This is a genomic window from Sphingobacterium sp. IITKGP-BTPF85, assembly GCF_001006065.1.
In the GTDB taxonomy this organism is placed as follows: Bacteria; Bacteroidota; Bacteroidia; order Sphingobacteriales; family Sphingobacteriaceae; genus Sphingobacterium; species Sphingobacterium anhuiense.
Genome location: NZ_ASZT02000030.1, coordinates 22426 through 46149, shown reverse-complemented (window position 1 = coordinate 46149; position 23724 = coordinate 22426). Strand labels below are relative to the sequence as shown.

Annotated in this window: 28 protein-coding genes, 1 tRNA gene and 1 pseudogene; 15 read left to right on the top strand and 15 right to left on the bottom strand. The window is 35.5% G+C overall.

Annotated elements, in window-relative coordinates; all coding sequences use genetic code 11:
• From L950_RS08410 to L950_RS32475, 3 genes are all read right to left on the bottom strand, one after another.
• On the bottom strand, window positions 1–1975 hold a 1975-nt coding region (locus L950_RS08410; protein WP_021188498.1), incomplete at its 3' end, for a S9 family peptidase.
• An 82-nt stretch (window positions 1976–2057) separates the two neighbouring features.
• Window positions 2058–2726, bottom strand: coding sequence for a M24 family metallopeptidase (locus L950_RS32480; protein ID WP_231576999.1), 669 nt, complete (start codon window positions 2724–2726; stop codon window positions 2058–2060).
• A gap of 14 nt (window positions 2727–2740) precedes the next feature.
• On the bottom strand, window positions 2741–3451 hold the full coding sequence (locus L950_RS32475) for an aminopeptidase P N-terminal domain-containing protein (protein ID WP_231576998.1): 711 nt from the start codon (window positions 3449–3451) through the stop codon (window positions 2741–2743).
• A gap of 220 nt (window positions 3452–3671) precedes the next feature.
• On the opposite strand from L950_RS32475, the gene L950_RS29725 reads away from it, so the two are divergent.
• The 10 genes and pseudogenes from L950_RS29725 (at window position 3672) to L950_RS32460 (ending at window position 10870) form a co-directional block, all read left to right on the top strand.
• Entirely contained in the window at window positions 3672–3992 is a 321-nt protein-coding gene (locus tag L950_RS29725; RefSeq protein WP_052764366.1) for a hypothetical protein, read from the top strand.
• The gene (locus tag L950_RS29720; RefSeq protein WP_197086317.1) at window positions 3968–4333 is read left to right on the top strand and encodes a TonB-dependent receptor plug domain-containing protein; all 366 of its coding nucleotides are present in this window, start codon (window positions 3968–3970) and stop codon (window positions 4331–4333) included. The genes L950_RS29725 and L950_RS29720 overlap by 25 nt, the downstream gene beginning before the upstream one ends.
• Entirely contained in the window at window positions 4327–5337 is a 1011-nt protein-coding gene (locus L950_RS29715) for a hypothetical protein (protein WP_197086316.1), read from the top strand. Before L950_RS29720 ends, L950_RS29715 begins: the two co-directional genes overlap by 7 nt.
• A gap of 276 nt (window positions 5338–5613) precedes the next feature.
• Window positions 5614–6120, top strand: coding sequence for a TonB-dependent receptor domain-containing protein (locus L950_RS27675; RefSeq protein ID WP_084825404.1), 507 nt, complete (start codon window positions 5614–5616; stop codon window positions 6118–6120).
• Window positions 6121–6155: 35 nt separating this feature from the next.
• Entirely contained in the window at window positions 6156–6893 is a 738-nt protein-coding gene (locus tag L950_RS27670) for a hypothetical protein (protein ID WP_037525167.1), read from the top strand.
• An 87-nt stretch (window positions 6894–6980) separates the two neighbouring features.
• The gene (locus tag L950_RS29710; protein WP_197086315.1) at window positions 6981–7553 is read left to right on the top strand and encodes a SusD/RagB family nutrient-binding outer membrane lipoprotein; all 573 of its coding nucleotides are present in this window, start codon (window positions 6981–6983) and stop codon (window positions 7551–7553) included.
• Between the two features lie 41 nt (window positions 7554–7594).
• On the top strand, window positions 7595–8404 hold the full coding sequence (locus tag L950_RS29705; protein WP_197086314.1) for a SusD/RagB family nutrient-binding outer membrane lipoprotein: 810 nt from the start codon (window positions 7595–7597) through the stop codon (window positions 8402–8404).
• Window positions 8404–9336: an alkaline phosphatase family protein gene (locus L950_RS32470; protein ID WP_231576997.1), complete on the top strand. Its 933-nt coding sequence runs from the start codon at window positions 8404–8406 to the stop codon at window positions 9334–9336. The genes L950_RS29705 and L950_RS32470 overlap by 1 nt, the downstream gene beginning before the upstream one ends.
• A gap of 176 nt (window positions 9337–9512) precedes the next feature.
• Window positions 9513–9919 (top strand): annotated as a pseudogene (locus L950_RS37190) (alkaline phosphatase family protein); the annotation flags it as partial.
• The gene (locus L950_RS32460; RefSeq protein ID WP_410528112.1) at window positions 9896–10870 is read left to right on the top strand and encodes a phospholipase domain-containing protein; all 975 of its coding nucleotides are present in this window, start codon (window positions 9896–9898) and stop codon (window positions 10868–10870) included. The pseudogene L950_RS37190 and the gene L950_RS32460, both read left to right, overlap by 24 nt.
• A gap of 110 nt (window positions 10871–10980) precedes the next feature.
• Here L950_RS32460 and L950_RS08380 read toward each other — a convergent pair whose 3' ends face one another.
• Window positions 10981–12126 (bottom strand): calcium:proton antiporter, encoded by a 1146-nt coding sequence (locus L950_RS08380; RefSeq protein WP_021188497.1) that lies wholly within the window; start codon window positions 12124–12126, stop codon window positions 10981–10983.
• 339 nt (window positions 12127–12465) lie between these two features.
• Between L950_RS08380 and L950_RS08375 the strand changes: the two genes are divergently transcribed.
• The gene (locus L950_RS08375; protein WP_021188496.1) at window positions 12466–13404 is read left to right on the top strand and encodes a DUF1080 domain-containing protein; all 939 of its coding nucleotides are present in this window, start codon (window positions 12466–12468) and stop codon (window positions 13402–13404) included.
• A gap of 49 nt (window positions 13405–13453) precedes the next feature.
• Here L950_RS08375 and L950_RS26190 read toward each other — a convergent pair whose 3' ends face one another.
• The 7 genes from L950_RS26190 to L950_RS08345 all read right to left on the bottom strand — a co-directional run bounded on the left by L950_RS26190 (window position 13454) and on the right by L950_RS08345 (window position 17323).
• Complete coding sequence (locus L950_RS26190; protein WP_021188495.1) at window positions 13454–13909, bottom strand: PepSY-like domain-containing protein; 456 nt, start codon at window positions 13907–13909, stop codon at window positions 13454–13456.
• A gap of 12 nt (window positions 13910–13921) precedes the next feature.
• Window positions 13922–14362, bottom strand: a complete 441-nt coding sequence (locus L950_RS08365; RefSeq protein WP_021188494.1) for a PepSY-like domain-containing protein — start codon at window positions 14360–14362, stop codon at window positions 13922–13924.
• A 62-nt stretch (window positions 14363–14424) separates the two neighbouring features.
• On the bottom strand, window positions 14425–14913 hold the full coding sequence (locus L950_RS26185) for a sensor histidine kinase (protein WP_052764364.1): 489 nt from the start codon (window positions 14911–14913) through the stop codon (window positions 14425–14427).
• A gap of 35 nt (window positions 14914–14948) precedes the next feature.
• Window positions 14949–15662, bottom strand: coding sequence for a hypothetical protein (locus L950_RS26180; protein ID WP_052764363.1), 714 nt, complete (start codon window positions 15660–15662; stop codon window positions 14949–14951).
• Window positions 15663–15838: 176 nt separating this feature from the next.
• A complete protein-coding gene (locus tag L950_RS08355) occupies window positions 15839–16510 on the bottom strand; it encodes a response regulator transcription factor (protein ID WP_021188493.1) in 672 nt (223 codons plus the stop codon).
• 138 nt (window positions 16511–16648) lie between these two features.
• A complete protein-coding gene (locus L950_RS08350) occupies window positions 16649–16855 on the bottom strand; it encodes a Smr/MutS family protein (RefSeq protein ID WP_021188491.1) in 207 nt (68 codons plus the stop codon).
• 63 nt (window positions 16856–16918) lie between these two features.
• Window positions 16919–17323: a hypothetical protein gene (locus L950_RS08345; RefSeq protein ID WP_021188490.1), complete on the bottom strand. Its 405-nt coding sequence runs from the start codon at window positions 17321–17323 to the stop codon at window positions 16919–16921.
• Window positions 17324–17652: 329 nt separating this feature from the next.
• On the opposite strand from L950_RS08345, the gene L950_RS08340 reads away from it, so the two are divergent.
• A complete protein-coding gene (locus L950_RS08340) occupies window positions 17653–18402 on the top strand; it encodes a copper homeostasis protein CutC (protein ID WP_021188489.1) in 750 nt (249 codons plus the stop codon).
• A 41-nt stretch (window positions 18403–18443) separates the two neighbouring features.
• On the opposite strand, the gene L950_RS08335 is transcribed toward L950_RS08340, so the two are convergent.
• Together L950_RS08335 and L950_RS08330 are read right to left on the bottom strand one after the other, a co-directional pair.
• Complete coding sequence (locus L950_RS08335) at window positions 18444–18623, bottom strand: hypothetical protein (RefSeq protein WP_021188488.1); 180 nt, start codon at window positions 18621–18623, stop codon at window positions 18444–18446.
• Between the two features lie 30 nt (window positions 18624–18653).
• Window positions 18654–18724: transfer RNA gene (locus tag L950_RS08330), tRNA-Cys, on the bottom strand.
• 286 nt (window positions 18725–19010) lie between these two features.
• On the opposite strand from L950_RS08330, the gene L950_RS08320 reads away from it, so the two are divergent.
• From L950_RS08320 to L950_RS35165, 3 genes are all read left to right on the top strand, one after another.
• A complete protein-coding gene (locus L950_RS08320) occupies window positions 19011–19658 on the top strand; it encodes a porin family protein (RefSeq protein ID WP_021188486.1) in 648 nt (215 codons plus the stop codon).
• Between the two features lie 125 nt (window positions 19659–19783).
• The gene (locus L950_RS35170; RefSeq protein ID WP_262507026.1) at window positions 19784–20398 is read left to right on the top strand and encodes an AI-2E family transporter; all 615 of its coding nucleotides are present in this window, start codon (window positions 19784–19786) and stop codon (window positions 20396–20398) included.
• Window positions 20395–20886 carry an AI-2E family transporter gene (locus tag L950_RS35165; protein ID WP_262507025.1) on the top strand — a complete coding sequence of 164 codons (492 nt, stop codon included), beginning with the start codon at window positions 20395–20397 and terminating at the stop codon, window positions 20884–20886. Before L950_RS35170 ends, L950_RS35165 begins: the two co-directional genes overlap by 4 nt.
• A gap of 243 nt (window positions 20887–21129) precedes the next feature.
• Here L950_RS35165 and rpsJ read toward each other — a convergent pair whose 3' ends face one another.
• Window positions 21130–21435 (bottom strand): 30S ribosomal protein S10, encoded by a 306-nt coding sequence (gene rpsJ, locus L950_RS08310; protein ID WP_013667229.1) that lies wholly within the window; start codon window positions 21433–21435, stop codon window positions 21130–21132.
• A gap of 76 nt (window positions 21436–21511) precedes the next feature.
• Complete coding sequence (gene fusA / locus L950_RS08305; protein ID WP_031287331.1) at window positions 21512–23629, bottom strand: elongation factor G; 2118 nt, start codon at window positions 23627–23629, stop codon at window positions 21512–21514.
• Between the last annotated feature and the right edge of the window lie 95 nt (window positions 23630–23724).

The following is a 23724-nucleotide window of genomic DNA, read 5'->3' as shown; positions in this document are numbered from 1 at the left end:
TTTTAACGAGTTCATTGATGAGAACTTCTGCATTTTGGTAATGTACATTATCATCTCCAGTGCCATGAATGTACAAAAGATTACCTTTGATATTTTTGGCATATTTTAGTGGTGAACCGTTCTGGAAATCTTCTAAATTTTCCTGTGGTAAACCCATATATCTTTCTTGATAAACATTATCATACAATAATTGATCGGCAACAGCAGCAATAGCTATCCCTGTCTTATAGATTTCGGGATATTGTCCCAATAGATTTAAAGTACTGGAACCTCCACCGCTCCAGCCCCATACTGCGATACGCGAACTATCTACAAAAGACCATTTAAGTATTTCTTTTGCTCCCAATGCCTGATCTCTGATATTGAGCTGTCCGATTTTTCGGTAGATGCTTTTACGCCATTCTGTACCTTTGGGCGCAGGTGCACCTCTATTTTCCAGTGAAATGTAGATGTAACCGTCTTTAGACATATTGCCACTATATAAGCTGTTCATACCAGCTCTAAAATTGTCCAATACAGTTTGTGAAGCAGGTTCGCCGTACACCATGAAAACTACGGGATACTTCTTGTTGGGATTGAAATCAGCAGGTTTGACCATCCAACCATCTAAACTAACACCATCTGCTGTTGTTACTTTGAAAAATTCAGTTATCCCATCTTCAGGCTTTTTACTTATTGTACCTCTGAAATCGACTAAAGTTTTGTGGGTTGGTAATTCAATTAAAGCATTGCTCTTGGCTGTTTTGTTGTTACTAAAATTGAACATCGCGATTTGCCCATTTTTGGCAATATCATATTCACAAGTTCCTGAAAATGATTCTGGTGTAAGTCTTTTTGGAGCTCCACCTTTGGTTGATAACGAATAAAGATATTTTTGTGTTGCATTATTCGGTGAAGCACTGAAATAAATCATTTCTCTTTTTGCATCGAACAATTCAATATCGATGACATCATAGTCTGCATGCGTGATTAATTTTTCATTGCCTTGAAGATCGATTTGATAGATCTTACGCCAACCGTCTTTTTCTGAAACCCAAATGAAAGCTTTGCCATTTTGAATCCAGTCCCATCCGGTTGGATCGTTATTGTTCCAACGTGATTTGATATCTATCCATGAATCATTTTTTTCACTATGGATATTTTTAGCGTTATTAGTAGCAACATCTATTAAATAAATTTTACTTTCGTTTTGCTTTCTATTAAGTTGCTGTAAGATGACTTGTTTGCCGTCTAGACTCCACTCCATCCTTGGAATGTAGTGCTGAATAGCATCTCCAGGAACTTGTATCTGTGTCGTTGCATCTGTAGATAATTGGTAAGTCCAAATGGTGCATGCGCTAGGTGCTTGACCCACTTTTGGATATTCAATAGGTATTGTATAAGAGTAGATACTATCGGTATTATTGATCATTAAGAAATTACGAATAGCGCGTGCGTCGAGTTTCCAGTAGGCAATGGTATTTCCATCTGGAGACCACCTAAAACCATCTTTGCATCCAAATTCTTCTTCATAGACCCAATCAAATGTTCCATTTATAATACGGTCAGTACCATCTGTCGTAATTTGTTTTATTGCCCCTGTTGCAAGATCTTCAACATAAATATTATGATTGGATTTAACCACATATGCTACTTTTGTACCTTGTGGATTAAATTTAGCAAACATCAGTTGAGATGCAGGGAAAGATTTGCCTAGTTGAGTCAACTGGTTTGTTTTCTTGTCAAAGACCCAATAGTCGCCTCTCGTTTCCTCACGCCAGACTCTTTTGCTATTGGTGTACAATAAAATACGTTCTTTATTATTCGAAATGGAAAAATGACTTATCTCTAATGCATTAGTTTTACCTGTAGGTACAAGCAATTTATTTGCTAGAAATAGCGTGCGTTGAGCACTTTTGGGATTGATGAGTTCAATACCCTTTTCAGAGAATTCATAATATTGTCCATCATCTTCTGCCCAAAATCGCTGTGCCAATAGCAAATTTGGAAAGTAGCATACTATTAGTAATAGTATTATAATACGTATATTTTTCATGTATATTTTTACTTAGGTGCTTCTAATCTGTTCCTTGATCTTTGAGATCATAGATCTCATTGAGTTCACGTTCTAGATATTTTCCTAAACGATGATATCCAGAATCTTTAATAACATAGTCATCTTCGATTCGTATACCACCAAAGTCAAGGTGCTTATTGAGCAGATCATAATTAATAAATTCGTGATGCAAATTTTGCTGTGCCCACATTTGAGTGAGTTCAGGTATGATATAGATACCGGGTTCTACTGTCACTACGTTACCTGCCTCTAATTTTTTTCCTAATCGTAAGGATTTTATACCGAAGGTTTTGGTGTCTTTTGGCTCGTCTGCGGTGTATCCCACATATTGTTCGCCAAGATCTTCCATATCGTGTACATCTAGTCCTAGCATATGACCCAAACCACATTGGAAGAATAAAGCATGTGCATGTGCCGCAACAGCATCTTGCGCATTTCCTTTCATGAAACCAATTTGGATTAATCCTTCAGCAAGTGCTTCGCAGGCTTTTAAATGGATGTTTTTAAAAGCAACTCCTGGCTTTAATGCTGCTTCAGCAGTTTTAAAAGCATTTAAAACAACAGCGTATAATTCTTCTTGTAGCGGGTTAAATCTTTTTCCTACAGGAAATGAACGTGTTAAATCTGATGCATATCCTAGCGCAGTTTCAACACCAGAGTCATTTAGCAATATATCACCAGCTTTTATTTTATGATATTGGATATGATTGTGTAATATCTCCCATGTTTGGTCACAATGGGAGGGTATGAAAATGACATTTGTCTATTTTGTGCAAGATGTTGAATAGCATTACTGATTTCATACTCATGCATACCCGGCCTTGTCATTTTGATTGCTAGACGATGCATATCCACAGCTACGTCCACCGCTTTTTCTAATTCTGCGATCTCTTCTGTTGCTTTTATATTGCGCTGTGTTACGACGGCTTGGATCATTTCGACAGATGGTTTGATCTGGTCAATGGATAAGCCTAATACATGTTGAAGTAATAACTTGTTGTGTGCTTGATAAGGTGGTAGGTAACGTACCTGATTACTATTTTTAAGCACTTTTTCCAAATACGGCTGGAGTTCATGAAAAGGTCGAACTGCTGCGATTCCTACCCATTGCGCTTTTTCTCTTAAAGTCTGTTGTTGACCCATCCATACAATATCATCAATGGTCATTTCATCACCAAATAAAAGAGTTTCTCCGGCATCGATATCGACAACAGCCGCTAATTTCGGACTCTTGATCCCGAAATAATATAAAAAACTACTGTCTTGACGGAAAGGATAGGTATTGTGTTCAAAATTGATAGGATTTTCAATGTTTCCTAAAAAAAGGAGAACACCTGATGAAAATTTAGAGCTTAGTTCTCTTCTTCTGTGGACGTATATTTCTTTTTCAAACATGATGGAATGCTTTTTAATAAAGTATAAATTTATGAAAATAGACTTGAACAAAAACATGTAAGACACCTATTTTTCTGATTGTGCTATTTTACGGTTGTTAAATGTTAAAAATCGGTTGGTATGTTAACCTATCGTTGCTTTAATTTTATCCTTTTAAACTTAATACTGCTTTCATTTTTCTTTAATATGTAGATCATTACTTTGCGCCAAATCGCTTAGCATGATGAAACCATACTCATTAAAATTATTTAAGAAAAGTACCCAAATGACACTCTGTGTAGCACTTCTATATGCTGTGCAGACAGAAGTGGTTTGGGCAAACAAAATTGCTTCTGTTTCACCTGTTGGAATAGTAATGGATCAAGAACTCATTAAAGGAGTAATTCGTGATCAGCAAGGTAATCCTGTAGACGGGGGAACCATCATAAACGAAGCCAATAAACAAAGTACAAGGACAGAATTTAATGGGAATTTTTCTATTAAGGGAAAGTTGGAGATCGACTTCGAATTTCTTCGTTGGGGTATAAGACCCAATTTGTAGAGATCAGAAACGCTACTCTAGAGATAACCTTGGAAAAAAATGCATCAAAATTAGATGAAGTAGTTGTAACAGCTATTGGTATCAAGCAACAGAAAAAACAAATTGGATATTCAACACAAGAGGTGAAGGTCGATGTCTTAAAAGAGTCGAAAACCATGAACATCGGTACAGCGCTAACAGGGCAGGTATCAGGTTTGATTGTAAATAACCCTACGGGGATCTTCCAAGCACCCTCTTTTCAATTGCGTGGAAAACCCCCATTGATCGTGGTTGATGGTATTCCTGTGGAAACAGATTTTTTGATATACCAAGTCAAAATATTGAGAACATCAATGTGTTGAAAGGTACAGCTGCTTCATCACTTTACGGTTTACGAGGTAAGGATGGGGCCATATTAATTACTACAAAAAGTGCTAAAAATGAAGGCTTAGAGTTTTCTTTTGGTACCACCAACATGTTTTCTGCAGGATTTACCGTTTTTCCTGAATCACAAAAGGAATTTGGAAGTGGATCAAATGGAAAATACGAATTTTGGGATGGAGCAGACGGGGGTATTTCTGATGGTGATATGGCTTGGGGTCCAAAGCTAAATGCAGGACTTAAAGTACCGCAATGGAATAGTCCGATCCGAGATAAGGTTACAGGTGAAGTGACACCATGGTGGGGCGACGTAAAAGGTACAAAATACGACGATAAATCACGCTATGAAAGAATACCAACAGATTGGGTGTCACACGATAACTTGGAAGACTTCTTAGGAACAGGATTGATTACAGAAAATAATGCTACGGTATCTTACCGCTCTGAAAAAGTAAGCATATTTGGTTCTGGAAAATATGCCTTTCAAAAAGGGCAGGTGCCGAATACAAAATTGACGACCGGAGGTCTGAATTTAAACACATCTTTTCGTTTTAGACCAGAAGTGCAGTTGGATTTGAATCTTTCTTATAATAAAGTTAAATCACCTAATTATCCTCGGTATAACTATGGTCCCAAAAATCATATGTATACCATTTTATTGTGGATGGGTAATGATGTCAATGGCAAAGAGCTTAACGAACATCACTATATTCCTGGTCAAGAAGGCTATCGTCAAGCAAATTATAATTATGCATGGTATAATAATCCTTATTTCGCAGCGTACGAACTTAATCAAATATATGACCAGGACGTGTTGCAAGGTCAGACAGCATTAACTTGGAAAGTAGCGCCCGATTTTACAATAAAAGGTCGTGCTTCTGCCAGACAAAAAAATGTTTTTCAGGATATGCAAAGCCCTAAGTCTTATATGAACTATGGTGATTCAAGAAATGGAGATTATAAAACTGGGATAGTAATCAGTTAAATTTTGATGCTGATGTTTTGGCAACTTACAATAAGGAGTTCTCAGATCAATTTGGGCTTGCCGTCAATGCGGGTGCTTCAACTTTCAAAAAACATACCGTCAGTTATATCAAACGACCGATGGATTAGTAGTACCTTTTATATACAGCTTAGGGAATACGCAAGGACCTGTTAAAGCAGAAAGTGCATTTAGTGAAAAAATAGTCAGAAGTGCGTATGCTACTGTAAATTTTAATTTATTTAAATCAACATATCTTAATTTATCAGGACGTAATGACTGGTCATCTACCTTTCAAAAGAAAACCAATCCTTTTTCTATCCTTCTGTATCACTAAGTTCCGTAGTGTCGGACTACTTTAAACTACCGGAACAAATTGATTTCATTAAACTATATAGTTCTTGGGCATCAGTTTCATCCGATTTAGATCCGTATAGCATTTTAGCGACTTATAAGAAAGATGTAACTTATGGTTCTACACCTTCAGTGACTTATCCTGCAGGAATTGTGAATCCTAATATCTTACCACAGCAATCTAATTCTTTAGAAATAGGTGCCGCATTTGCATTATTTAAAAATAGATTATCAGCAGATGTAACATATTATGAGGTTATTGATAAAAACCAAATTATTGATTTAAGTATTTCTGCAGCTTCAGCTTTCACATCCCGTAAAGTTAATGCAAACAAGTTTCGCACTAAAGGTTTAGAGATCTCTTTAACCGGTAATATTATAAAACAACAAGAGTCTCATGGACTTCAACAGTTAATTGGTCGAGAGCAGTAAAGAGACTGGAAGAGATTTATAAAGACCAGGTTAAAATGGGTAACTTAAAAATTGGTGATCGTGCCGATAGCTACTATGCAACAGTCTGGGAGAAATCAGCTGATGGACAATTGGTCCTTAATGCCAATACAGGTATGCCAATTCGTAATCCGTTTCCCCAGTATCTAGGATACTTTCAACCCGATTGGCAATTTGGTTTTGCGAACAGATTTAAGGTTAAAGATTTTACGGTCAATATAGATATCGACGGATCAATTGGAGGGGTTATGAATTCGACTACTATTGAAAAGATGTGGTGGGGAGGAAAACACCCTTCTTCAGTATTGTACAGACAAGAAGAATATGATGCTGGAAAACCTATTTATGTACCTGAAGGTGTTGTTGTAACCGGCGGTGAGCTGACTAGAGATGTTAATGGTAATATTACCTCTGATACACGTACCTATGCTCAAAATAGCAGAGCAGTAGATTGGCAGGCATGGAGTCAAAATTACCCTTATCAAGCTCGTGTCTCAGAAGCCGAAAACAAACTATTTGCCAATGTATTTGATCGTTCATTTGTCAAACTACGTCGAGTATCGATTGGCTATGATGTTAATAAACTATTTAAATTGAAGCATCTGAAAACATTAGACGCGTCTGTATTTGGTTACAACTTAGCTATGTGGAAAAAAGTACCATACCTAGATCCAGATTTTGGAGTGGGGAATGACGGTAATCTGCAAGATCCATCTACACGATATATTGGTTTATCTCTTGATTTTAAATTTTAAACAATTCTATAAGATGAAACTTGTTTTCAAACATATAATACTAGGGTTTGGTCTGCTTACTGTAATAGGATTGCAGTCATGTAAAAATTGACAGATGTCAATATTAATCCAAATGAAGCATCTACAACACATCCGCAGGCGCTATTGACAAAAGTTGAATGGGATGCCTTTAGGACTTGGCATGGAACTTCGCCTTTATATGCATTAAAAATGATTGTGCAAACAGATGGTGAAAATGCCAACCAAATTTATAACTGGCAACGTGGTAGTTTTGAGCAGTATAGTTTTTTGCGTAATATCACTAAAATGACTGAGGAGGCAGAAAAGATCAGTGATAATAATTATCAAGCTTTAGCCAAATTTTTTAGGGCATATTATTTTTATAACTTAACCTTGACTTTTGGCGATATTCCATACGCTGAAGCTGCAAAAGGAGAAAGTTCTGAAATGTTTCTGCCGAAGTATGACACACAAAAAGAAGTTTTTGTTGGAATCTTAAAGGAGTTAGAAGAAGCAAATACTTTATTGAAATCAAATACCAATCCGATTAATGGAGATATTATTTATGGGGGAAATTCTGATAAGTGGCGAAAGCTGATCAATTCATTTCGATTAAAAGTATTACTTACTTTATCCCGTAAAGTGCAGACTTTCCTATAGATATTAAATCAGAGTTTGCAAAGATTTATAAAGGAGAGACTTTGATCGCTGATGTCACAGGATCAGAGGACGGACAATTAATCTTTTTAAATCAAGAAGGTAATCGCTATCCCGAGTTTAATTCAAGTGGTTATGGATCGGGTATGTATATGGACTCCACTTTTATTCAACGATTGCAGGATCATAAAGATCCACGTTTATTTGTTTTGGCCACACAAACACGTTTAGGAAAAGAGGCGGGTAAGGCACTTGATGATTTTAGTTCATATGAAGGCGGTAATCCTATTGTACCTTATGCAGAAGTCAATGAAAAAGCTGTAAAAGGGAAACTATCTAAGGTGCACGAACGCTTTTACAAAGATCCAACTGCCGAACCATTGGTTCTGATAGGCTATTCAGAACTACAATTTATAATAGCGGAGGCAATAGTAAGAGGATGGATTACAGGAAATGAGAAAGAATGTTATGTGAATGGTATTAAGGCATCTTTTAAATTTTATGAGAATTATGCTAAAAATTTAAATACCTACGTTGATGCATCACGTTTAGAAAGTTATTTGTCACAAAAAATGGTTAATTTGGATAACGCAAAAACTTCGGAAGAAAAACTGGAACGTATCCTTATGCAAAAATATTTACGCTCTTTTCATCAAGGAGGCTATACAGCATATTTTGATCATTTAAGAACGGGTTATCCGAGTTTGCTTAAAGCCGATAACGTAAAAATTGCTTACCGTTGGATGTATCCTCAAGACGAATACAATAATAATACGGTACAAGTCTCTGAAGCGATTAAACGTCAATTTGCAGGCAATGATAATATAAACTTACAGACCTGGTGGTTGAAATAATGGAATCTAGAAGACAATTTATAAAAAAAGCGTCAGCATTAGCTGGCGCTACAGCAGTCGTTAATTGGTTACCTGAATCAATTCAACGCGCATTAGCTATTGAAGCACCGTTGGGATCGACCTATATGGACGCAGAGCATATTGTCTTTTTAATGCAAGAGAACCGCTCATTTGATCATTGCTTTGGTACACTCAAAGGGGTGCGCGGTTTTAATGACCCTCGAGCACTAAAACTACCTAACGGTCTTCCTGTTTGGATACAAGGAAATAAAAAAGGAGAATATTTTGCACCTTTTCATTTAGATATTGTTAATAGTAAATCCACTTGGATGGGTTCTTTGCCACATGGTTGGCGAGATATGGTAGCCGCGCGTAATGATGGCCGGATGGATAATTGGCTGGAAGCAAAAAGTTCAGGTATTAAAGATTATAAAGCTATGCCGCTTACGATGGGCTATTATAATCGGGCAGATTTACCTTTCTATTATGCATTTGCCGATGCTTTTACTGTCTGTGATCAACATTTTTGCTCTTCTCTGACAGGTACAAGCGCTAATCGCTCCTATTTTTGGACAGGAACAGTGCGCGAAAATCCACGTGACCCTGAATCAACCGCCCATGTGGATAATGGCCAAATCAATTACAAAGATGTAAGTTGGAAATCTTATCCAGAACGGTTAGAAGAATCTGGAGTATCTTGGAAGGTATATCAAAACGAACTGAGTATCCCTGTCGGATTTGAAGGTGAGGAAGAAGACTGGTTGGCTAACTTTACAGATAATAATCTGGAATTTCACAAACAATATGGTGTCCGCTATCACCCTGCGCACCGTACCTGGATGGAATACAAATTGAAACAGCTAGAAAAAGATGTAATCGGTTTAAAAGACTCAGTCGAAGAATCTAAATTAAAAAGCAAATTGAAGATCTAAAGCAAGATTTACAGCGCTTTTCAAAACAGAATTTCGAAAAGTTATCCGATCTACATCAGGCCATTCATAAAAAAGCTTTTGTAACTAATATTGGTGATCCTGATTATCATCGGGTAGAAAAATTGGTTTACGAAGATAGCCAGGGTAAGCAGGAAGTTGATGTACCTGCAGGAGATGTGTTTTATCAATTTCGCAAAGATGTTAAAGAGAAGAACTTACCTACAGTGTCGTGGTTGGTAGCCCCGTGTCGTTTTTCTGACCATCCTGGGTCGCCTTGGTATGGAGCTTGGTATGTTTCAGAAGCATTAGATATTTTGACAAAGGATCCTGAGGTCTGGAAAAAACAATCTTTATATTGACGTATGATGAAAATGATGGATATTTCGATCATATTTCTCCATTTGTCCCACCTTTGGAAGGTAATAAAGATTCCGGAAAGACTGCTGTAGGTATCCATACGGCAGATGAATATGTTACTAAAGAACAGGAGCGGAGAAGAACAGGGAAAACCGATTCGGAACTGGAAAGCCCGATAGGATTAGGGTTTCGAGTTCCATTAGTGATTGCTTCACCTTGGTCTAAAGGCGGATGGGTAAATTCGGAAGTTTTCGATCATACCTCTTGTTTACAGTTCTTGGAACAATTTCTACTCCAGAAAACAGGAAAAGATATCAAAGAAACAAATATTTCCTCATGGAGAAGATTGGTATGTGGAGATTTAAATTCTGTATTTCGTAAAGTAACAGATACTTCCTTTGATTCTTTAGTTCCTGTTAATCGGGATCAGTATGTGGAGCGTATTTATAGTGCACGTGCAAAGAAATTACCAACAGAATTTGTACAGATCGCACCTTCAGAATTGGATCAAATTCGTAAAAAAGGTTTACCAACATCAATAAAAGCTATACAGGAGAAAGGTATCAAACCAGCATGTGCATTGCCATATGCATTGGAAGTCAATGCAGAGTTGGAACATAATAGTTTTGAAATTACTTTTGAAACTAAAGTTCCTGTTAAATCGAAGAAAAAAATTGGAGTTCCTTTTCAGGTTAGATCCCAAATGGCTTATGGAAAAGTAGGTGCAGGTCAGGTTTGGAATTTTGCGGTTAAAGAAAATGAACCTTTGAGGTATGCTTGGCATATGGATCAATTAAAGGGCGATAGTATCGAAATGGAGCTACATGGTCCTAACGGCTTTTTCAGAATGTTCAAGTTGCATAAAGAAAAGCCACATGCCATCATCGTTAAACAATATCACAAAAAAAACACGATAGCATTGGAACTGAAAAAGATTAATAAAGGACACAGTTATTTGATTAAAGATCGGAATTATGATTGCTTTGAGCCTTTTTCGCTAGATCAATCTTTTTCAGGTACCAAAATACTTGACTTCAGCAAAAGCCATGGATGGTATGATCTTGAGATAACTTGTAAAGAAGATCCAGAATTTTGTTTTGTATTTGCTGGGCATATTGAAAATGGGATGCCAAGTAAGACTGATCCCTTAATGGGAGATGTAATTAATTATTCTTAGGTCGACCAATATATAATGTAGATCGTTGTTTTTTTTTAAGGTTCATAAAAAAAGCGCACTTCACAGGTGCGCTTTTTTATCTGGCGACAAGATGACGAAATTCAAACAGCTTATGGGTTAAATACCAGCATCATGTACACAGCAAATAGAGCCAAATGAATAATACCTAAAATAGGAGTAGTTCTTTTCCCTAAAAAGCTGATTAAGCTTAGTAAGAGTGTCATTGTAAATAAAACAGTTTCTGTACCAGTTAATCCAAATAGAACTAATTTTCCTTTTAGTAATCCTACTAGCAGTACAGCGGGAACCGTTAAACCTACAGTCGAAACAAAAGCACCATGACATAAGTTGATACTTCTTTGAAATTCGTTATTACGAGCTGCTTTAACCGCTGCAATAGATTCCGGGGTAAATACAATGATAGCAATAAGAATACCACCCAATGCTATTGGAAGTTTTGCGGTAGCAATACCATAATCAACCACCACTGCCATTTGATGTGATAGCAATACTATTGGTAGAATCATTAAAATAAGAAGGGCTGAACGAATCCATATTTCCTTTTTACCCTGAGATTTTGGGGCATCTTTATTAACAGAATTTTGTATCTGGCTAGGATATTGGATTTCAAGATTTCCTTTTGCCGGTTGTATGTATAAGTGACTATATCCTTTTAATTGATAGTAAAGAAATGCGATGTATACAAGTATAATTAAAGTTGAAATGAATATCGCTTGTAAAGTCGTAAATGCGCCATTGCCTGCTCCTTGAATAAAATTAGGAAGTAATAATGAAGTTGCTCCAAGTATTACAATCATTGAAAAATAAGACAGTGTTCCCTGAGCATTATATTCTTGTTCTTTATATTTGGCACTGCCAAGTAAAATGCAAAGTCCTACCACAAGATTCATGATAATCATCATGACAGAAAAGATTGAATCCTTTCCGATTGTTGGAGATTCTGCTGGACCAAGCATAACAGCAGCAATCAAAACCACTTCGATCGTAACGATTGAAAGTGTAAGAATAAGTGTACCAAAAGGTTCTCCTAACTTATGTGCAAGCTCGTCCGCTTCTTTTACAACACCAAAAGAAGCGGTTAAAATTGTAGCCAGAAGAATGATAAATATGGTGATTGCCGATACAGGAGAAAATGTTGTTTTAAAAATCTGTTGATCAAATAGCATTAAACCGATGACAATAATCCAGATGGTGATTAATCGGATTATTGTTTTTGTACTCAGTATTGTTTTCATATTGTTTCCGTATATAAATTACTGATACAAATATCTTTACTAAAAGTGGTATTAATTTTAACATTTGATAAAAACTATATGTAACGTAATTTTTTTGTTTTAGTGATAGATGCGCGATTTCTAGTTTAGGAAGAGTATTTCTTATTATATTCAAGCCTGTATTCGTAATTTTTTTGTGTTGATTCGGAGTTACTAGATTCAATAATTGATATTTTTAGTATATTCGTTTTTATAACTATAATAAAAAATCTAAATCTTTGTTACAATTCTTTAAAAAATGTTAAGAAATCATTTAAAATATAGTGTTCTCTTTTGTTTATTGGGAGCAAGTGTAAGTTCATGTCAAACGACAGATCAAAAAAAGAACCCGAAGTAGAACATAATCCTGCAAAACAAGTCGTACCTGAAAGAGCTAAAGATTTGATCGGTCGTTGGGATTTGAATGTGGATAAAGATGGAAAAGTAGTACCATCTTGGATTGAAGTAAAACTATCTGGATTTAACACATTGGTAGGAAGTTATGTTGGTGACAGTGGCAGTGCTCGCCCTGTTTCTCATGTAAAGCTTGAGGATGGAAAATTTTCATTTGCTATTCCGCCACAATGGGAAGGTGGAGAAGGTGATTTTGTGATTGCAGGTGAATTGACGGCTACGGGTATTAAAGGGACCGTGACGACTAATAAAGGTGTTAGCTATAACTTTACAGGTGAAAAAGCACCTTATTTAAATCGTACAGGAACTGTTCAATGGGGAGAGGCTATTGAGCTTTTTAATGGTAAAGATTTGACAGGTTGGAAAACGATTGGTGGCGAGAATAACTGGTCGGTAAAAGAGGGGATCTTGACGAATGCAAAGGCGGGTGCTAATTTGGTAACAGATCAAAAATTTGAAGATTTTAAATTAGAAGCAGAATTTCGATATACAACCGGTGGTAATTCTGGTATTTATTTAAGAGGAAGATACGAATTGCAAATTGAAGACAGTCCAAAGGATCAACATCCAGGAAGTCTCTATTTTGGCGGTATCTATGGCTTTCTAGCTCCAAATGAAATGGCTACATTAGGACCAGATCAATGGCAGAAGTATGAGGTTACATTGGTTGGAAGATTGGTGACTATTGTCGCAAATGGTAAGACGATTATTAATAATCAAGAAATACCAGGAATAACAGGTGGTGCGTTAGATAGTAAAGAAGGTGAACCAGGACCTATATATTTACAAGGAGATCATGCTCCGGTTGAATTTAGAAAAATAAAGATCACACCAGCTAAGAAATAATAACAATACAAATAAAAAAGCCTCTTTCTACTGAAGGAGGCTTTTAATTTTATAAGATGATTTTTACAAATTGACCACTTGGATCGAACAATAAATCGATATCATTTGTCAGTTCGACTTCAAATCCAGCAGTAACTTTATCGATGGCGCTGATTTGTGCAGTTTTATAATTTGTATCCACGTAGCTGACTATAGTAGTTGAGATAAAACCCGTTGGAATAGCGGTATCATTGTCAGATTCTACTTCTTTCCAATTACCTTCTTGATCAAAATCAACTTCGATTCCATTGGCTAACTCCACACTGTAAGCTGTTTTATTTGTTGCAGTAGGAGTTTGTTTCTCTGTTTTCCGAATTGTTATACCTTTAAAATAAGTATCAAGAAAACTGACCGCCGCTGCAGGTAATTCGGTGTTTGGGACTTGATGATCATCATCTTTGTCACATGATACCACGATGAATGCAAGAGCAAGTAAGGCTGTAAATGTTAAAATTAGTTTTTTCATATTTTAATTCTATTAATCATCTATTTTAGTAAACTGCCCTTTTTTATTAAATTCCAATTCAAGACCATTTGAAATTTCAACTTCAAATTTACGGCTTGACTTTTTGATTTTTACAATGTGGGTATTAGGAAAACTTTTTGTAACATAATTTTGAATTGATTTTGGTACAAATTTTAAAGGAATAGCGTTATTGTGACCATCTACTTCTTCCCAATTTCCTGATTTATCAAATTCTATTTTTGTACCATTATTTAAAATCACTTGGTATTCTTTTGAAAGTAGATTTTCTTTTTCTTCAATTGTACTTGTGATCTGATTGCTGGCAAAATTGTTTTTAATAAATGTTTGTGCATTTGCAGGTAATTGATTGCTGTTAATCACCTTTTTTTGTGCATAACTAACTGTCGACAATGCTACTAAAGCAACGATCGCCATTGTTTTAATTTTGTTCATAATATATCCTCCTATTTATTTATATAACAAAGTTCCCATACAATTTGGTAAAGAATTAGGAATTATAGCTTTTGTATCTTAAAAATATGAAAATTATTTAAGTATGAGTAATTTATGCTGATGGTCTTATTTGTCTCTATGATTGTTTTAACTATAGAAAGTCCTAATCCATTTGAATTGACTGCAGTATTTTCTTTGTGAAATCGATCAAAAATATTTTCTGCTTGTAGTGCAGTGTTTTTGCCTGAATTTGCAATTGTAAAGAAATCCTTATGAATATCGATTTTTATAAATCCATTTTTTGATTTATTATAGTTGATAGCATTACGGAGTAAATTGGAAATTAATATCTTTACTAGATCCATATTGAAATCAGCGGAGAACTTTCCATGCTCAAGAACTTCTAAAGTGATTCCCCTAAATTCAATCAAGTCTGCTAACTCTTCACACGCTTCGTGAATCACGCTATTAAAATCCACTGTTTGCGTAGCATCAAATTGATTGTTTTCAATGCGAGATAGCATAAGTAATGCCTTATTTAATTTAATCATACGTTCTAAAGCTTCTTTAGTTTCACTGATCGTGATTAATGATGCTCTGCCAGTTGTTCATCTTCTAGCAGTAATTCTAGTTTATTACTACTGATCGCCAAAGGCGTCTGTAACTCATGGGAAGCATTTTCAATAAACAGTTTTTGTTGCTGGAATATTTTTTCATTGCGATCAAGCATTTTATCGATTTCGGTATCCAATAGCATAAATTCGCTAACATTACTGGTGATCGGTACAGCTGTTTTTATTTTCCCAAACTGGTAGCGCTCTAACTTGTCAAGAATTTGATAAAAAGGCTTAAAAGCACGGTGAAATACAAGGGTGTTAAGTAAAAATATACTCACAATAATCAAGATGTATAGTATTATCAAAGCAGTTGCCAGATCATATTTTAGTTCATCTTCTTCTACGGTTGAAGTTCGAATTTCCAGTTGATACAGCAGTTTGTCCTTACCATAGAAGTAAGTATTTAAAATTCGATAAGGCTCCATATCCTCATCATATGGCATATATATGAGATCGTTTTTGAAAATATTTTTTTCATCCTTGTTTACTTGCACATCAGATTTGGTGATTTTAAACTGATTAATACCAAATGTATCCGTTTTTAGAATAGATTCATCTTGGTATGCAGCACGAATAATTTCAATTTTTTGATTCTTTAAGCCGTCGTCTACATTATCATACACTTCTTCTGTGATGTATGCATAAAATAATGTTGCCCACACCGCAATTACAATCAAAATCATGATTGTAATGTATCTTATAGTGTAATTCTTGAGCGACTTTTTCATTAAAATATCTGGTTTTAAATAATGGTAATAGTAGTTAGTGGCATTATAAAGATCACTTCACCAGTTTTTGAAGCTCTTCAAACAATCGTGAATATATTTTTAGATCTTGGCCATTATTGCCTTGTGGATCATTAGATCAATTTGTATCCTATACCATAAACAGCCTGGATATCGATATCAGCATGATTATCTTTTAATTTTTTTCTTAAATTTTTTATTTGTGAATAAATAAAGTCTAAACTGTCAACCTGATCAATATGATCACCCCAAATTGACTCTGCTAAGCTATTTTTTTGAATAAGCTTAGTTGGCCTGATAATAAAATAATAGAGTAAATCAAACTCTTTCCGGTTGAGAATCACCGGTTTGTTATTAATCTGTATGCTTCTGTCTGTTGTGTTTACTGCAATATTTTTATACGTAATGATATCATCACCATGTTGATTCTTTCTGCGAATAATCGATTTGATCCGTGCATGCAATTCTGCCAAATGAAAAGGTTTGGCTAAATAGTCATCAGCACCTAGCTCTAAACCTTTTACTTTATCGTCTACAGAATCTTTGGCCGACAGGATGATGATCGATTCTTCTTTTCCAATTTCTTTAATCTTTTCTAAGAGTTGCAATCCAGAACCTCCGGGTAACATGATATCGAGTAAAATACAATCATATGAATAAATTGATATTTTCTCTAATGCGCTATTGTAATCAAAAGCTTGTTCAACAAGGTATTTTTCAGCTTCTAAAGATTGCATGATAACCTGGCTCAAGGCAACTTCATCTTCGATTAGTAATATTTTCATATCTTTTAATTAGCTAACAAAGTTAATTCCGAAATTAGGAAAGACTTAGGAATTAAAGTCCAATAACAACTACGACAATATCATCATTATGATAAGCAGGATGAAAATGGGAAATTGCTCTTTGATTTTTATAAATCATCAGTTCATCATAGACCATTTTTTCAGAATTCCTTTACCTTTTCCATGTACAAATTTTATTTCAGGCATATCCCAATATATTGCAGCATCCAACATATCGCGCATGTAGATGAGAGACTCATTGGCTAATTCATCTGGTGTATAATCCTGCCAGTCGTATAGAAAGGCTTCAGCATGTAAATCTATTTGTACAGGGGGTTTTTTCATGTAAATCTTTTTGCAAAGATACAAAAGTAAGATTAACAGGCTACAAATAAAGTTCAAGGAGCTTTACTTAACGTCGACAGCTGAATGGAGTCGGTCATACCATTTTTTGATAGTCGCAGCTTCCTCATAAGACTCTTTTTCAGCATGAGTAAGCATAATATCCTGTATTTGTATTATTAGATCATTATGGTCCTGAAAAATACCATTGCTGTCACGATAGTCATTAATTATTTCGAGCAAATGATTAAGCGATTTCATCTTGTGATATAAAATATGATGCTTTTCACCAATTTGATCTGCAATTTCTTCATACGCTACGCTAGAGTCATTCGTTTGGTTACGTGCCTTATTATAGAGCTGGCCGTAACCAGCAAGACGATGATTAAGATCATAAATCGTGCTTTCAAGATCTTCAATGAGTACAATGAGATTTTCTTGAATTTCAAAATCTTTTGATACGATTGACATAATACCCCTTTTTGTATGAATATAATTAAAATTTTGATCATTTTAAATTACAATAATGTAAAACAAAAAAACGCAATAAAGTTTTTTTGTTTTGCATCGAGCTTTTTATATCACCCATACAGCTAGTTTAAAGAAGTTTTAGTGTATATTATTAGTTTATTGTACCTTTGTTAGGTAAATAAGATTAGAGGCTGTTACAGGACTCTACATCTACCTAATGGTTGAGTATAATTGGGATTTTGTACTTAATATAGAAGGGAGGAAGTTCAAATTGATCTTTCTCCCTTTTTATTCGAAAACTTCAGAAAAGATTATTGTATATTAAATTAATGGGAAAAGAAATCACTATAAACGGGTATCAATTGGAAATTTGTTCCAATTCACCTCAATCTGCATTGTTTGCCGCGCAAGGTGGGGCTACGCGGATCGAATTTTGTCAAAATTTGGAAAATGGCGGCATCACACCTTCTTACGGTCAGATCGTTCAAGCAAGAAAGTTGATCGATATTGGAATACATGTCCTCATACGTCCAAGAGGAGGTGATTTTGTTTATTCCGATTTAGAGTTTGATGAGATGATGGCTGATGTACAGTTTTGTAAAGAGGCTGGCTGTGATGGTGTGGTGATAGGAGTAATGAAGAGCGATGCAACAGTTGATATTGAACGAACGAAAGCCCTTGTCGATGCTGCAAGACCCATGCATGTAACCTTTCATCGCGCATTTGATAAGTGCGCTGATCCACTGTCTTCGTTAGCTATTTTAATCGAATTGGGAATTGATCGTTTATTGACCTCAGGATTGCAGAATAAAGCCGTGGATGGAGTTGAATTACTTAAAGAATTGGTCAAATATGCGGAAGGAAAAATTGTTATTATGCCTGGTGCAGGAGTGGATAGTAATAATATTGAAATGATCTTAAAGACAACTGGAGCGACTGCTATACATAGTTCCGCGAAAGAAACAGTTTTTTCACAAATGTCTTATGATAGAAGTGAAGTGGAAGGTATGAATGAACCGATCTATCGTACATCAAAAGAAAAAGTCCACCAATTGGTAGACATCCTTAAAAAACAATAGCGTTGTAATTTACAACGCTATTGTTCCTAATATTTTTTAACCTATTTAGCTTCTAAAACTAATTGGTTTAAGATAGCATCGTTTTTAACGATTTGATTTGATTTCTTCATTTTAGATCTTGAACCAAGTTCAACATTACTACCTAAACTTAAGAACTGAACTTCAACACGTGAAGTAGTTTTATTTCTTCTATCTTTTCTTTTTAAACGTGTAACTCCCATTTTGATAAATTTTTATTGTTCAATAAAACGAGGTCGGAAGCGGATTCGAACCGCTGTAGGAGGTTTTGCAGACCTCAGCCTAGCCACTCGGCCATCCGACCCTATTTGTTCCCCTAGGGGAATGCAAAAGTAAAATTAATATTTGGATAAAAAAAGACTATTGTGTAATTATTTTTTAAAATAATCATTATCAAGCTGTTTTGTTTTTTGTGTTTTTTTTGATACTCCGCGTTTCAGAAAGACTGTAGCAAGAAACAGGTCCTTGTCTATTTTATTGTACAGTAATGTTGACTTTTGTTTTTTTAATATGTATCTGAATATTAGCAATTTATCCATTTGGCGTGTAACTTGCATTGTTTGTGAAAACACTAATAACATAATAGAGCGATGAAAAAATTATTATTATCAACTACTGCAGCAGTATTACTTTCTGTTGGTGCATATGCACAAGGAGGATTAGGATACGGAGTTAAAGCAGGTGTCAATCTTCCTTCTTACAGTTACGGAGGAAGTGACCTTTCTGATTCAAAATCCACTGTTAATTTTCATGTTACTGGTTATTTAGATGCACCCGTTACGAGCAACTTTTATATACAACCAGGAGTTTCTTTACAAGGAAAAGGAGCTAAGTTTGCAGATGTTAAACTTAATGGCAATACATATGAATTGAAACAAAATACAATGTGGTTAGAAGTACCTGTGAATTTTGTGTTGAAATTTCCAACAGTTGGTGAAGGTAAATTCTTCGTTGGAGCTGGTCCATATGTATCATTTGGTCTAAGCGGAAAAAATAAATATGAAGCTAAATCCGGTAGCGGAACAACCTCCATTAGCGATGATTTCAAATTTGGTAAAGATGAAACCCTTAAAGGTACAGACTTCGGTGTGAATTTTTTAGCAGGATATCAGTTGGGTAGTGGATTATCGATCAATGCTGGCTACGGTTTAGGTTTAACTAATATTGCTGGAGCAAAAACGTTTAATGGGGATGTTAAAAACCGAGTTTGGTCAATAGGCCTCGGATTCGGAATTTAATTAAAAGAATTAAGATTGTAATTAAATCTTTTAAAATTAAACCCTTGCTTTTTTAGCAGGGGTTTTATTGTCAACTAAAACTTTACATTAGTAGTATTGTTTGACAATTACAATTAGATGATACTATGATAAAATTTCTGGGCTTACCATTTTACGTCAAATTAGCTTGTACGCTAATTTCCATTGTTATTTTAGGTTATCTCGCAAAGATAGGGGATACAATATTAGTCCCCTTTATATTGGGTCTGCTTTTAGCGTTGTTGCTCGTTCCCGTAAGTAATTTTTTTGAGAGAAAATTGAAGTTTCCTCGCACTCTTGCTGGAATTATTACCGTTCTACTTTTCTTTGGCCTTTTAGGATTTGGATTTTACATGCTTGCTTCACAATTATCGATGATTAAGGAAGATTGGCCAGCTTTTAAGGAACAAATATTAGTGGGATTTCATAATGTGCAGATCTGGGTTACGGATCGCTTTGGAGTTATGCATAACGAACAAATGGATATCCTTAATAAGACGGCAACTAAGTCACTTGATAGCGGTACGCTCTTACTGGGAACAGCTTTGTTATCTTTATCTTCTCTCTTGATACTGTTTGTGTTTACTTTCCTTTATACTTTCTTTCTACTTATCTATCGTAGTCACATCGTGCGATTTCTGTTATTGTTAAATCATCAAGAACATCACAATATCGTTATGGATGTCGTTGGCCAAGTGCAGTATGTAGTAAAAAATATTTGATTGGTTTATTGCTACAGATGCTGATCGTGTCTACATTGGTATTTGCAGCTTTGAGTATCATTGGAGTGAAATATAGTTTACTGTTAGCTATTATCACGGGCGTGTTTAATGTGCTTCCCTATATTGGTATTTTCACGTCTATGTTAGTAATTGCACTACTTACTTTTGCGACGACCTCCTTTACACATGTACTGATTGTGACTGGAGCACTTATTATTATACATCTTATTGATAGTAATTTTATTGTTCCAAAGGTAGTTGGCTCAAAAGTAAAAGTAAATTCTTTATTTGCGATGATGGCGATAATCGTAGGAGAGTTGATATGGGGGATTTCAGGTATGTTCTTAGCAATTCCTATATTAGCTATCTGCAAAATTGTGATGGACCGTGTAAAAGAATTGAAGCCATGGGGCTACTTGCTTGGAGAAGAAGATCATAAAGGAGATACTTATTGCACTATACGTAATACAATAAGTTCTAAGAAGTAGCAATAAATTAGTTTTTTTTGGAGTATTTCAGCGTAAAGCCAGGATTTGGAATTGACTTAAAAGTCATTGTGATTTAAATACTGTATTTGAGCTTAAAGCTTGTTTTTTCTTCAAGTCACACCTATGTTAGGAATTATATAAATTATTCATTACAAGGCTCCATAAGTAGTAAAAAGCAGCATATAAAAAAGGCTTCTAATTTAACATTAGAAGCCTTTCTTGTTTTCAATCAGTGCAATTCTATCACACTTTGATTTCTACTTCAACACCTGAAGGTAATTCAAGTTTCATCAATGCATCAACAGTTTTAGAGTTAGATGAATAAATATCTAACAATCTCTTGTATGAACATAATTGGAATTGCTCACGCGCTTTTTTGTTAACGTGTGGAGAACGTAAAACTGTATAGATTTTTTTCTCAGTAGGTAATGGAATAGGACCACTAACAACTGCACCTGTAGGTTTTACTGTTTTTACGATTTTCTCAGCTGATTTGTCAACTAAATTGTAATCGTATGATTTCAATTTGATTCTGATTCTTTGGCTCATTTTTGTTTTTGTTTAAAATGATCTCCCGTTAGAGCTATTATCAACAGGAGATCGGTTTACTTTATATTAGAAAGGATTATTCTCCTTTTAATTTACCTTTTGCTTTTGCAACAACTTCTTCAGTTACGTTACGTGGAGCTTCTTCGAAGTGATCAAATTCCATAGTAGAAGTTGCACGACCTGAAGTGATAGTACGCAATTGTGTTACGTAACCAAACATTTCCGAAAGTGGAACTAATGCTTTAATTACTTGAGCACCATTACGGCTATCTAAACCTTGCATTAAACCACGACGACGGTTTAAGTCACCCATTACATCACCCATGTTTTCTTCTGGTGTTAAAACCTCTATTTTCATAATTGGTTCCATTAAGACAGGAGAACATTTTGGCAATGCTTCACGGTATGCTGAACGAGCAGCTAATTCAAACGATAATGAATCTGAATCGACAGCGTGGAATGAACCATCAATCAAACGAACTTTCATTCCTGATAATGGGAATCCTGCTAATACACCATTTTTCATTGAAGTTTCAAATCCTTTTTGAACTGAAGGGATAAATTCTTTTGGAATTTTACCACCAACAATTTCATTTACGAATTGAAGAGGAGATTTAGTTAAATCGTAGTCAGCATCAGCTGGAGAAATAACAACTTTAATGTCTGCAAATTTACCACGACCACCTGATTGTTTTTTGAATACCTCACGGTGTTCTGTAGTTCCGTTGATAGACTCTTTGTATGATACTTGAGGAGCACCTTGGTTAACCTCAACTTTGAACTCACGTTTCAAACGATCGATCAAGATCTCTAAGTGAAGCTCACCCATACCAGAGATAACTGTTTGACCAGTTTCTTCGTCAGTTTTTACTACGAATGTAGGATCTTCTTCAGCTAATTTACCAAGACCAATACCTAATCTATCGATGTCAGCTTGAGTTTTAGGCTCAATCGCTAATCCGATAACTGGCTCTGGGAAGTTCATTGACTCTAACACGATAGGGTGTTTTTCATCACATAAAGTATCACCAGTTTTGATGTCTTTGAAACCAACAACAGCACCAATATCACCAGCCTCGATGAAAGGGATAGGGTTTTGTTTGTTAGCGTGCATTTGGAAGATACGAGAGATACGCTCTTTGTTACCTGAACGAGTGTTCAATACATAAGAACCTGCATCTAACTTACCTGAATAAGCACGGATGAAACACAAACGACCTACGAAAGGGTCAGTTGCAATTTTGAAACCTAATGCTGCGAAAGGCTCGTTAACATCTGGTTTACGTAATAATTCTTCACCTGTATCTGGATGAGTACCTTTAACACCTTCTGAATCCATTGGAGAAGGCAATAATTCCATTACTAAATCCAACATAGTTTGAACACCTTTGTTTTTGAAAGATGAACCACAAACCATAGGGACGATAGAGTTATCCAATACTGCTGCACGTAAAGCATTTAAGATTTCACGCTCAGTTAATGAATTAGGATCTTCGAAGAATTTTTCCATCAAAGACTCATCATAACCCGCAACAGCTTCTAATAAACGCTCACGGTATTCAGCAACCTCTTCCAACATATCTTCTGGAATAGGAACTTCTGTAAACGTCATACCTTTATCATGCTCGTTCCAAACAATACCACGGTTGTTAATTAAATCAACAACACCAGTAAAAGTGTCTTCAGCGCCGATAGGTAATTGCAAAGCAACTGCTTCAGAACCTAACATTGATTTTACTTGACCAACAACTTTTAAGAAATCAGCACCAGAACGGTCCATTTTGTTAACGAAACCGATACGTGGAACGGCATAGTTATCAGCTAATCTCCAGTTAGTTTCTGATTGAGGCTCAACACCATCAACTGCAGAAAATAAGAATACTAATCCGTCTAATACACGTAATGAACGGTTTACTTCAACCGTAAAATCTACGTGACCTGGAGTATCGATAACGTTTACTTGGTATTTGTTACCACGGTACTGCCAGAAAACTGTAGTAGCTGCAGAAGTAATCGTGATACCACGCTCAGCCTCTTGCTCCATCCAGTCCATTGTTGAAGCACCTTCGTGCACTTCACCAAGTTTATGATTAACTCCTGAGTAGTAAAGAATACGCTCAGTTGTAGTTGTTTTACCAGCATCGATGTGAGCAGCGATACCAATATTTCTAGTGAATTTTAAATCTCTTGCCATAATATTTTTAAGCATTAGCCCAGATGGAGCTAAATATTTTTCTGTCTAAATAAGTACACCGATCCTGATAAAAGAATGAACGTTTACCAAAGATC

Bases quoted from the DNA above. Each gene is read 5' to 3' on its own strand.
- L950_RS08365 (WP_021188494.1), bottom strand. From the start codon at position 14,362: ATGAACAAAATTAAAACAATGGCGATCGTTGCTTTAGTAGCATTGTCG.
- L950_RS35170 (WP_262507026.1), top strand. From the start codon at position 19,784: ATGATAAAATTTCTGGGCTTACCATTTTACGTCAAATTAGCTTGTACG.
- L950_RS08380 (WP_021188497.1), bottom strand. From the start codon at position 12,126: ATGAAAACAATACTGAGTACAAAAACAATAATCCGATTAATCACCATC.
- L950_RS26185 (WP_052764364.1), bottom strand. From the start codon at position 14,913: ATGATTAAATTAAATAAGGCATTACTTATGCTATCTCGCATTGAAAAC.
- L950_RS26190 (WP_021188495.1), bottom strand. From the start codon at position 13,909: ATGAAAAAACTAATTTTAACATTTACAGCCTTACTTGCTCTTGCATTC.
- L950_RS08340 (WP_021188489.1), top strand. From the start codon at position 17,653: ATGGGAAAAGAAATCACTATAAACGGGTATCAATTGGAAATTTGTTCC.
- L950_RS08355 (WP_021188493.1), bottom strand. From the start codon at position 16,510: ATGAAAATATTACTAATCGAAGATGAAGTTGCCTTGAGCCAGGTTATC.
- fusA (WP_031287331.1), bottom strand. From the start codon at position 23,629: ATGGCAAGAGATTTAAAATTCACTAGAAATATTGGTATCGCTGCTCAC.
- L950_RS26180 (WP_052764363.1), bottom strand. From the start codon at position 15,662: ATGATTTTGATTGTAATTGCGGTGTGGGCAACATTATTTTATGCATAC.
- L950_RS27670 (WP_037525167.1), top strand. From the start codon at position 6,156: ATGGGTAACTTAAAAATTGGTGATCGTGCCGATAGCTACTATGCAACA.
- rpsJ (WP_013667229.1), bottom strand. From the start codon at position 21,435: ATGAGCCAAAGAATCAGAATCAAATTGAAATCATACGATTACAATTTA.
- L950_RS08375 (WP_021188496.1), top strand. From the start codon at position 12,466: ATGTCAAACGACAGATCAAAAAAAGAACCCGAAGTAGAACATAATCCT.
- L950_RS08320 (WP_021188486.1), top strand. From the start codon at position 19,011: ATGAAAAAATTATTATTATCAACTACTGCAGCAGTATTACTTTCTGTT.
- L950_RS08350 (WP_021188491.1), bottom strand. From the start codon at position 16,855: ATGAAAAAACCCCCTGTACAAATAGATTTACATGCTGAAGCCTTTCTA.
- L950_RS08345 (WP_021188490.1), bottom strand. From the start codon at position 17,323: ATGTCAATCGTATCAAAAGATTTTGAAATTCAAGAAAATCTCATTGTA.
- L950_RS08335 (WP_021188488.1), bottom strand. From the start codon at position 18,623: ATGGGAGTTACACGTTTAAAAAGAAAAGATAGAAGAAATAAAACTACT.
- L950_RS29725 (WP_052764366.1), top strand. From the start codon at position 3,672: ATGATGAAACCATACTCATTAAAATTATTTAAGAAAAGTACCCAAATG.
- L950_RS32470 (WP_231576997.1), top strand. From the start codon at position 8,404: ATGGAATCTAGAAGACAATTTATAAAAAAAGCGTCAGCATTAGCTGGC.
- L950_RS32475 (WP_231576998.1), bottom strand. From the start codon at position 3,451: ATGTTTGAAAAAGAAATATACGTCCACAGAAGAAGAGAACTAAGCTCT.